Raw genomic sequence first — 9,098 nt, forward strand, 5'->3', positions numbered from 1 at the left:
GTGCGCTCCTATCCGGCCAGCCGCCACCCTTGGGCTCTGGCGCGTTCCGTCCAGAAGGCAGCGTACCTGCCGTCTTCGGCCAGCAGTTGCTCGTGTGTGCCCAGTTCGGCGACCCGGCCGCGGTCGAGGACGACGATCTGGTCGGCTTCGGCGACCGTCTGCAGCCGGTGTGCGATGACGAGCAGGGTGCGGTCCTTGGTCAGGGCGGTGAGTGCCTGCACGAGGGCTGTCTCGTTCTCCGGGTCCAGGGCGGCGGTGGCCTCGTCGAGCAGGATGATGGGCGCGTCCTTGAGCAGAGCTCGGGCGATGGAGACTCGCTGGCGTTCGCCGCCGGAGAGGGTGGCGCCCGCCTCGCCGACCCTGGTCTGCCAGCCGTCGGGCAGCCGCGTGGCGATCTCGTCGACGCGGGCGAGCCGGGCGGCCTGCCGTACCTCCTCGTCGGTCGCGGCCGGGCGGCCGAGGCGGATGTTGTCCTCCAGGGTGCCTTCGAACAGGTAGACGTCCTGGAAGACGATGGACAGCTGCGCCATCAGCTCCTCTGGCCGGTAGTCGCGCACGTCGTGGCCGCCGACGCGGACGGAGCCGGAGCCGGCGTCCCAGAAGCGGGCGATGAGCCGGGTGATCGTGGTCTTGCCGGAGCCGGAGGGTCCGACCAGGGCGGTCATGGTGCGCGGGGCGACGGTGAAGCCGACCTGGTCGAGCACGGGGTGGCCGTCGTAGGAGAAGCAGACGCCGGACAGCTCGATCGAGGCGTCCAGTGGGGTCGCGCCCGCGCCGGAGGGCAGGGCGGGCTCGGCCATGACCTGGTTGATGCGCGACAGGCTGCCGCGGGCCAGCCGCAGGTTGGCGGCCACGTCGGCGGCGGTCAGCAGGGGCTCGGTGAAGCGTACGGCCAGGACCAGCAGGCCGATCAGCTCGGGCGCAGCGAGCGTGCCGCCGAGGGCGAGCGAGCATCCCGCGATCAGGACGACGGTGAAGGCGAGCTGCACCGTCAGCGCTACCGCGCCGAGCCCCGGCAGGGCGGTTCTGAGCATGGAACGCAGCGCCCGCCGCTGCTCGATCAGCGCGTCGTCGAGCAGCCGGTGCCCCTCTCCGACCCGGCCGAAGGCGCGCAGCACGGCCTGCTGCCTGGCGAACTCCACCACCCGGTCGGTGGCTTCGGCGGCAGCGTCGTCCATCGCCTTGTCGTTGCGCTGGGTGAGTGAGCCGGTCCAGCGGAAGGCCAGCCAGATCACCGGCGCCGTGGCCAGCGCGGCCAGCGCGAGCCGCCAGTCGAAGACGAACATGCACGCCAGCACGGTCAGGGGGACGACGGCCGCGTTGACGACGACCTGCAGCATGTGGGCGGGGATGCGCATCACGTCCATGACGCCCTTGCCGGCCAGCTGGCTCAGCCGGCCGACGCGGTCGGAGCTGAACCATCCGATCGGCAGCGCGGCCACGTGGTCGCCGAGGCGATGGTAGAGGCCGCGCATGGCGTCCAGCCCGGTGCGGTAGCCGTACATGGACTGGACGTAGTAGGCGAGCGCGGTGGCGGCCACCACCGCCGCGAAGGCGGCCAGCCACCCGCCGGCGGGCTCGCCTGACAGCAGGGCACGAAGCACCGGCACCAGCATCGCGAAGGTGACGCCCTGGAGCACGCCGTAGAGGACCAGCCAGGCCAGGTGGCGGGGCAGGCGGGAGCCGAGAACCGCACGGAGTTGTCTGATCATCGAAGTGCCTGCCTCACGTAGGCCGGGAGTTCCGGTTGCCGCCCGATCTCGGCGACGCGCCCGTGGTCGAGCACCACGATCTGGTCGGCGCCGGTGATGGTGTGCAGCCGGTGCGCGATGACCAGCACCGTGCGCCCGGCGATGAGGGTCGACAGGGCGTCCTGGATGGCGGCCTCCGACTCGGGGTCGGCGAAGGCCGTCGCCTCGTCGAGCACCAGGATGGGCGCGTCGGCCAGCAACGCGCGGGCGATGGAGACCCGCTGCATCTCGCCGCCGGACAGATGCGCGTCCACGCCGATCACCGAGTCGTAGCCACGCGGGAGCTGTTCGATCCGCTCGTGGATCTGCGCGGCGCGCGCGACCTTCTCGATGTCCGTACGGCCGGCGGCCGGACTGCCGAGTGCGATGTTGTCCGCGATCGAGGCGCGCAGCAGTTGCACGTCCTGGAAGACGAAGCCCACGTGCCGGTACAGCTCGGCCGAGCCGATCTCCTTGATGTTACGGCCGCCCACCAGCACCTCGCCGGTGCCGACGTCGTAGAAGCGGGCCAGCAGCCGGCCCAGCGTCGACTTGCCTGACCCGGACGGCCCGACGAGCGCGGTGAGCGTGCCGGGTTCGAGCGTGAGGTCGATGTCCTCCAGCACCCGGGTGCTCCCGTCGTAGGAGAAGCCCACGCCGCGGAACTCCACCCGGGCGCCGTCGGGCTTGAGGGGCGTCTCCGGCTCCGGCAGCACGGGTTCCGCCAGCAGGGCCGCCACCCGGCTCGCGGCCTCCGCCGCCTGCCGCAGCTGCATCGAACCGGCGTCGAGCAGCTGGAAGGGCGCGGTCAGCCCCACGCCGACGAGCACGAACGGCAGCACGTCGACCGGCTGGATCCAGCCCTGGGCGGTGAAGACGACCCCGCCCGCCAGCGTGACCAGCAGCATGGTGGGCGGTGCGATCAGCGCCGTGCTGAGGCCGCTGAGCCGGAGCATCGGACGCACCCAGGCGCCGAAGAAGTCGGCGAAGTCGTCGGCGGCGCGGGCGAAGCGCTCATGGGAGCGGCTGGTCTGGCCGAAGGTCTTGACGACGGCGATGCCCTGGACGAACTCGACGACGGCCGCGTTGATCCTGGCGGTCGCCTCGCCCCAGCGGCGCATCTGCTCGCCGTACCCGCGCATCATGACGGCGAAGGCGGCGGCGAACAGCGGGATGGGCAGCAGGGTCACCAGGGTCAGCCGCCAGTCCACCCACAGCAGGTAGGCGAGCGCCGCGATCGGGGTGATGGCGGCGGCGAGCAGGTCGAGCAGCGCGTGGGCGACGAGATGGTGCATCTCGCGCACGTCGTCCTGCAGGACCTTCTTCACCTGGCCGGAGTTGCGCTCGGTGAACCAGCCCAGCGGCACGGCCGACAGCTTGGCGGCCAGCCTGCGCCGCAGGTGGAGCTGGAGGTCGGCGTCGGCGAAGTGGGAGATCACCCCGGAGGCGCCGAAGGCGAGGAAACGCACCAGGAGCGCACCGGCCGCGATGGCCACGATCGTCCACGGGGCGGCGCCGGTGGAGCCGAGCAGAGCCCGGGCCAGCTCGGCGACGCACACGAAGGGGACCAGCGCGCTCAGGGCGTAGACCACGTGCAGCAGGCCCGCGGTGATCAGGCGCCGGCGGATCGGTGACATGAGAGCCACGAGATCGCTCATCGCAGCGCCTCCAGCGCAGGGCGTAACTTCGGCGCGGCGTCGGGCTCTGGGCAGGGGCGGGTCCACCGCGTCTCGTCTCGCCGGTGGCCCGTCGCCCGGTGACGCTCGGCGAAGTCGTGAGGCCGCGGCACACATCCGTTCAGCACGGGTTCGATTTTGTTACAAGCACTCGTGAATAGGCAAGCCTTGCCTAACCATGGTCCGATATATGGCCACCGGCCGCACTGGCGCTCCTCGCCTTCTCGTCTGCCAGGGCTGCGGGCTGGTCGCCGCCAGCACGTGCTCGCGGTGGTGCTCAAGCGGTTCTCGGTGGCGACAGACGGGCTCCGCTCCGCCGTACCGGCACAGTGACGTCAGGGCGGTGGCCGGGCTGTGCGGTCCATCGGCGACCACACAGCCCGGCCACGCTCGCCGCGGCGGCGGCGATCAGGTGGGCAGGTCGCCGTCGGTTTCCAGGTGCTCCTTGCGCACCTGGCCCGAGACGGTCTCCTGCTCGGTGACGTCCTCCTTGACCAGGCGGACGCGCTCGACGGGCACGGCCTCGGTGTCGACGACGGGGCGCTCCGCGTGCAGGACCACCTCGGTCTCGGCCTCCTCGATGTTCACATCGTGCAGAGCCTGGCCACGGCCGGCCTCGGCGATGGGCTCGCGCTCGATGCGCACCTCCTCGTGGGTGACCGGCACCGTCACCTGCTGCTCCTCGGTGACGACGTACTTGCGCAGCCGTACCCGGCCGCTCTCGTAGCTCTCGGTTCCGACGCGCAGGCGCTCCTCCGACAGGGTCAGCGCGCTCTCCTCGGACGGCGCGTCCATCCCGTCGCCGGTGACTCCCTGGGCCGGGACCGAAGCCAGGCCCGCGGAGGTTCCGGAGGCCGGGTGGCCGGGCATCGCCGCGCCTGGTCCGCCTCCCTGGCCGGGGACCATGCCGGTGGAGTGGCTCCGGGGGCCCGCGGACATCCCGTAGTAGTGGTAGAGCTCCTGTTCCTCCTTCGCTGACAGGTGCTGGCCGCCTGCGGCGTCGATGCGAGGTGCGTCCTTGATGTGGGATTTCTCGAGACTGACCTCTACCCGGTCGTCGCGGCGGACGGCGGTGCTCAGCGGTACGAACGACTCGTGCATGCCGAACCATCCGGTCCGGACGGTCATCCATTCGGGCCGGCCGGACTCGTCGTCGAGGTATACGGCTTTCACCTCGCCGACCTTGTCGCCGTTGACGTCGTAGACCGTCGAACCGATCAGGTCGCTGACCTGCTCCTGGGTAATCACGTTCATCCCCCCTTGTGGTCACCAGGTCCACTGCCCGAGGTGGGTGAGGGGCTATCACCAGTTGCCGCGTTGTGGTGCAAACTATGCGTTAGGCACTCAGAAGCGGTCAGATAGTGACGAAACGCCGAGCGGGTTGCGGCGTGGCGTGGGTATCCGGCGGGTCCGCCGCGAGCCGCCGTCGCGGCTGTTCTTCGGCGCTCGACCTGTCGAACGTCCGCCCTCAACGGTCCATCCGGCTTGCATTCGACGACAGTCATTGCAAGTTATTCCTCTCTGTCTTGCATTTGCTGGCATTTTCATTGCAAATATGCGCTACATCAGCACTTTTTAGTTGCGTTAACGAGAAAGGCAAAGTAGCGTTTTGCCATTGCCAAACACGTACTATCGTGAATAACCGGAAGGAAGCGCCTTGCCCTCCTACCTCCCCTCGACAGCGGCCCTCCTCCTCACCGCCGTGCTCGCCGCACCTGCCGACTCCGGTCACGCCCGGGTCCAGAAGGCGCTCGACCAGGCCGTGGCCGCGGGCGGTGCGCCCAGCATGGTGGCCGAGGTCCGCGACCCGCGCGGACGCTGGTTCGGCGCCGCGGGCGTGGCCGACCTGCGGACCGGCCGCAAGCGCCATCCGCGGGAGCGTTTCCGCATCGGCAGCGCCGCCAAGCCGTTCACCGCCACCGTGGTCCTGCAGCTGGCGGCCGAAGGGAGGCTGAGCCTCGACGACAGCGTGGAGAAGTGGCTTCCCGGCCTGGTCAAGGGCAACGGCAACGACGGCCGCGCGATCACCGTCAGGCACCTGCTCAACCACACCAGCGGGATCTTCAACTACGGCAACGACCGGGAGGAATTCGCCAAGCTCTCCGGCCCCGCCTGGCTGGAGCATCGCTACGACGCCTACACGCCGGAGCGGCTGGTGAAGATCGGCCTGCGCAATCCGCGCTCCTTCGAGGCTCCAGGCGACGGCTTCGTGTACTCCAACACCGGCTACATCCTCGCCGGGATGATCGTGGAGAAGGTCACCGGCAGGACTCTCGCCGGCGAGATCGAGCGGCGAATCGTCCGCCCCCTGGGCCTGACCGGGACGTACCTGCCCGGCAAGGAGACGAAGATCTTCGGCCCGCACCCCCGGCACTACTCGACCCTGTTCGTCACCGACCCCGGCGCCAAGGTTCACGACGTGACCGACCAGAGCGCCACCACCGGGTGGGCGGCCGGCGGTATGGTCTCCACGGTCGGCGACCTGCACCGGTTCACCGGTGCGTTGCTGCGCGGCACGCTTGTGCCGCCCGCTCAGCAACGGGAGATGTTCACCATGGTCAAGACCGGGATCCGGCTGCCGGACGGTACCTGGAAGGACACCTGGATCCCCGGCACCACGTACGGCACCGGCGTCTTCTCATGGAAGCTGTCGTGCGGTGTCGACGTCTGGGGCATCGGCGGCGCCATCACCGGAGGGTTCTCCTTCGCCATGGGCACCCGCGACGCCAGGCGCATGGTCGCCACCCATGTGACCATCGACAGGTACGGCGAGCACAACTCGCTCGACATGTCCCGGATCGTGCTGGAGGCCGAGTTCTGCCCGCCCCGGCCGGACGGCCGCTGACGCGTCAGGTCTGGCCGGGGCCGCGCGGCACGAGCAGGCCCCGGTTGAACGCCTCGGTGACGGCGGCGGCGCGGTCCTTCACCCCGAGCTTGGCGTACAGGTTGAGCAGGTGGCTCTTGACCGTGGCCTCGGTGATGAACAGCCGGTCGGCCGCCTCCCGGTTGGTGTTGCCCGCCGCCACCAGCTGCAGCACTTCCAGCTCGCGCCGGCTGAGCAGCTGGGGCGCGGGGTTCCTCACCCGGCTGAGCAGCCGCGCCGCGACCGAGGGCGACAGCACCGTCTCGCCCCTGGCCGCGGCCCGCGCGCCGCGCAGGAGCTCCTCGCGAGGGGAGTCCTTGAGCAGGTAGCCGGTCGCGCCCGCCTCGATCGCCGGCAGGACGTGGCTGTCGTTGTCGTAGGTGGTGAGCACCAGCACGCGAGCCGTCAGCCCGAGCCGGGTGAGCTCGGTGATCGCGCTCAGCCCGTCCGTGCCGGGCATGCGCAGATCCATCAGCACCACGTCCGGGCGCAGCCGCCGCACCAGCCGGACGGCCTCCGCGCCGTCGCCGGCCTGGCCCAGCACCTCGAAGCCCGGCGCGGAGGCGAACATGGCGGCCAGCCCGTCCCTGACGACGGGATGGTCGTCCGCGATCACCAGGCGGACCGGCTGTTCGTTCATCGGTCGCTCACCGTGGCCTCCCGCGCGGGTACGCAGGCCGACACGCCGGTGCCCGCACCGGGACGCGACTCGATCCGCAGCGTGCCGCCCAGGTCCTCGACCCGCTGCCGCATGATGGTCAACCCGAATCCTCCACTCTCGAACCCGGCCTCAGCCGGGTCGAAGCCCCTGCCGTCGTCGCGCACGTCGAGCGCCACCTCACCCTCCAGGTAGGACAGCGTCACCCCCGCCCGGCTCGCCTCGGCGTGCTTGGCCACATTCGCCAGCGCCTCCTGGGCGGCGCGCAGCAGCGCGAACTCCGCCTCGGCCGCCATCGGCCGTACCGTCCCCGTCGTGGTGACCTGGACGGCCAGCCCGTTCACCTTCGACCAGCGTCGAACGACCTCGGCCAGCGCCTCGCTCAGCCGGCCGTTCTCCAGAGGCTCGGGCCGCAGGGCGTCGACCGAGCGGCGCGCCTCGGCCAGGCTCTCGCGCGCCAGCCCCTTGACCGCCTCGAACGGCCGCCGCCACGGCGCCGGCACCTCGTGCATCTGCTCGGCCGCCTGCAACTGCGCGATGATCCCGGTCAGTCCCTGGGCCAGGGTGTCGTGGATCTCGCGTGCCATCCGCTGGCGCTCGTCCAGCACTCCCGCCTCCCGGGCCTGCGCCAGCAACTGGGCCTGCAGGCCGGCGTTCTCGGCCAGGGAGGCTTCCAGCAGCCGGTTGGCGCGGCTCAGCTCGGCCACGGCCCGCTCGCGTTGCGCCCGCTCCTGCTCGGCCAGCCACAACACCCAGGCGGTGCCGCCCATGAGCCCGATGTTGACGGCGATGATGACCCCGACCAGCACCACGCCGCCGCCCGTCGCCGTCGGCACCCCGGAAGCCTGGGCCGAACCGGCCACCACCGCGGTGGCCGAGACGGCCGGCAGCCGCCACGGCCAGGGCACCACGGTGAAGGCGTAGATGTAGGGGGCGGGGGTGAGCAGGCCGAACGCGGGGTCGTGCGCGACCAGCAGCGCGGTGATCACCAGCAGCCCGGTGAAGAAGACGCCCATGAGCGCGGGGCGCCGCCGCCAGGCCGGGCGAAGCGTGAACATGACCAGCATCCACGCCGCGGCCGCGGCGCACAGGGCGAGGACGACCGTCGGGGAGTCGCCGGGCTCCGGCTCGTCGAGCAGGGTGAAGATCGTCAGGCCGGCCAGCAGGGTGTACGGCACCGCGGTGACCAGAAGAGCCGGAGGCTGCTCGGGGGGCTGGCTGCTCAAGGATCCGCTCCTTCCGGCCCGAGTCTATTCCCAGCGGAAGCCGCGGACCGCGACGAGCGCGCACCCGACGGCGTAGGCGGCCAGCGTCAGCAGCGGCACGGCGGAGGGGAACTGCCCCAGGTAGGCGTCCTGGAAGGCCCGCATGCCCGCCCCGAGCGGGGTGAAGCGGCTGATGTCCTGCAGCAGCGGCGGCATCTGGGCGACCGGCACCCAGAGCCCGGCGAAGAACATCAGCGGGAAGAACAGCACCGTCCCCACGGCCGAGGCCGCGCCGCGCCCCGGGACCAGCGCGGTGACCAGCAGCCCCATCGCCATCAGGGCGAGTGCCGCCAGCACCCAGCTGACCGCGAAACCGGCCGCGTTCTGCGGCAGCCGTACCCCGAAGCCCGCCCAGGCCACGGCCAGGAACAGCACCATCGCCGCCAGGGCGATGCACAGGTTGGCCACCAGCTGGGCGGCCAGCAGGCGGACCGGGCCGACGGGCGTGGTCCGCATCCGCCGCAGCACGCCGCTCTCGCGGTAGCCCGCCAGCGTGTTCGGCAGCGCGGTCAGGGCCAGGATGGCCAGGTTGAACAGGACCAGGACCGGTACGTAGACGTCGAAGACGGCCAGGGTGCTGCCCGGTTCGACCGGTTCCCTGAGGGCGGGGACGCTGCCCAGGATGATCAGGACGACCAGCGGGCAGACGACGCCCCAGATGGGGCCGACCTTGTCGCGCACCGAGAGTGTGATCTCGGCCTTGACCAGCCGCCGCGTGGCGGATCCCGGGGCGGTGGGGGAGTGGGCGATGGACATGACAGGGGTTCCTAATCAGTCAGGAAGTCGGCCATTTGGCAGACTTCAGGGTTGATAGCCGCCTGGCAGGTGAGCACTCTGGTTTCCTGGACGTTGAGTCCTGCTGAAAGATCGTGCCCCTGCCGGGTTGGCCGGGAGAGTTGATCGCTG

The 9,098-nt window shown here is 71.0% G+C and carries 7 protein-coding genes; 1 reads left to right on the plus strand and 6 read right to left on the minus strand.

Going from position 1 to position 9,098, the window contains the following annotated elements:
• Window positions 1-8 precede the first annotated feature (8 nt).
• The 3 genes from HNR30_RS46545 to HNR30_RS46555 all read right to left on the minus strand — a co-directional run bounded on the left by HNR30_RS46545 (window position 9) and on the right by HNR30_RS46555 (window position 4,660).
• Complete coding sequence (locus HNR30_RS46545; RefSeq protein ID WP_181616676.1) at window positions 9-1,712, minus strand: ABC transporter ATP-binding protein; 1,704 nt, start codon at window positions 1,710-1,712, stop codon at window positions 9-11.
• On the minus strand, window positions 1,709-3,388 hold the full coding sequence (locus HNR30_RS46550; RefSeq protein WP_181616677.1) for an ABC transporter ATP-binding protein: 1,680 nt from the start codon (window positions 3,386-3,388) through the stop codon (window positions 1,709-1,711). Before HNR30_RS46550 ends, HNR30_RS46545 begins: the two co-directional genes overlap by 4 nt.
• A 426-nt stretch (window positions 3,389-3,814) precedes the next feature.
• Window positions 3,815-4,660 (minus strand): PRC and DUF2382 domain-containing protein, encoded by an 846-nt coding sequence (locus tag HNR30_RS46555; RefSeq protein ID WP_220134789.1) that lies wholly within the window; start codon window positions 4,658-4,660, stop codon window positions 3,815-3,817.
• A gap of 403 nt (window positions 4,661-5,063) precedes the next feature.
• Between HNR30_RS46555 and HNR30_RS46560 the strand changes: the two genes are divergently transcribed.
• Window positions 5,064-6,251, plus strand: coding sequence for a serine hydrolase domain-containing protein (locus tag HNR30_RS46560; RefSeq protein ID WP_181616678.1), 1,188 nt, complete (start codon window positions 5,064-5,066; stop codon window positions 6,249-6,251).
• Window positions 6,252-6,255: 4 nt separating this feature from the next.
• On the opposite strand, the gene HNR30_RS46565 is transcribed toward HNR30_RS46560, so the two are convergent.
• The 3 genes from HNR30_RS46565 to HNR30_RS46575 are packed head-to-tail and all read right to left on the minus strand — an operon-like array spanning window position 6,256 to window position 8,948.
• Window positions 6,256-6,909, minus strand: a complete 654-nt coding sequence (locus HNR30_RS46565; RefSeq protein WP_181616679.1) for a response regulator — start codon at window positions 6,907-6,909, stop codon at window positions 6,256-6,258.
• Entirely contained in the window at window positions 6,906-8,153 is a 1,248-nt protein-coding gene (locus HNR30_RS46570) for a sensor histidine kinase (RefSeq protein ID WP_181616680.1), read from the minus strand. Before HNR30_RS46570 ends, HNR30_RS46565 begins: the two co-directional genes overlap by 4 nt.
• Before the next feature lie 24 nt (window positions 8,154-8,177).
• Window positions 8,178-8,948 (minus strand): ABC transporter permease, encoded by a 771-nt coding sequence (locus HNR30_RS46575; RefSeq protein ID WP_181616681.1) that lies wholly within the window; start codon window positions 8,946-8,948, stop codon window positions 8,178-8,180.
• Window positions 8,949-9,098 lie beyond the last annotated feature (150 nt).

The sequence above is a fragment of the Nonomuraea soli genome, assembly GCF_013761175.1.
Classification (GTDB): Bacteria; Actinomycetota; Actinomycetes; order Streptosporangiales; family Streptosporangiaceae; genus Nonomuraea; species Nonomuraea soli.